1 protein-coding gene is annotated in these 208 nt (G+C 62.5%); it reads right to left on the reverse strand.

The genetic code is table 11. The features are described from left to right. Positions 1-208: hypothetical protein (locus BN1800_RS41950; protein WP_179214051.1), on the reverse strand; the 208-nt coding region annotated here is incomplete at both ends.

Raw genomic sequence — 208 nt, forward strand, 5'->3', positions numbered from 1 at the left:
GTGACCTTGGCGCCGTCCGCGCCGCCGTCGAACACCATCGTGCCGGTCGCGGAGGTCTCAATGAACGAGCCGTTGGCGTTGGCAGATTCCTGGACCGTGATGCGGCCAGAGTAGCTTGCTTTCGGACCATCGTCGTTGATGTCGATCTGCAGGCTGTTCGTTGCCGTGTCGCCGTCGCCGTCGGTGACGGTGAAGACGATCTTCATGC

This window comes from Rhizobium sullae, assembly GCF_900169785.1.
GTDB lineage: Bacteria > Pseudomonadota > Alphaproteobacteria > Rhizobiales > Rhizobiaceae > Rhizobium > Rhizobium sullae.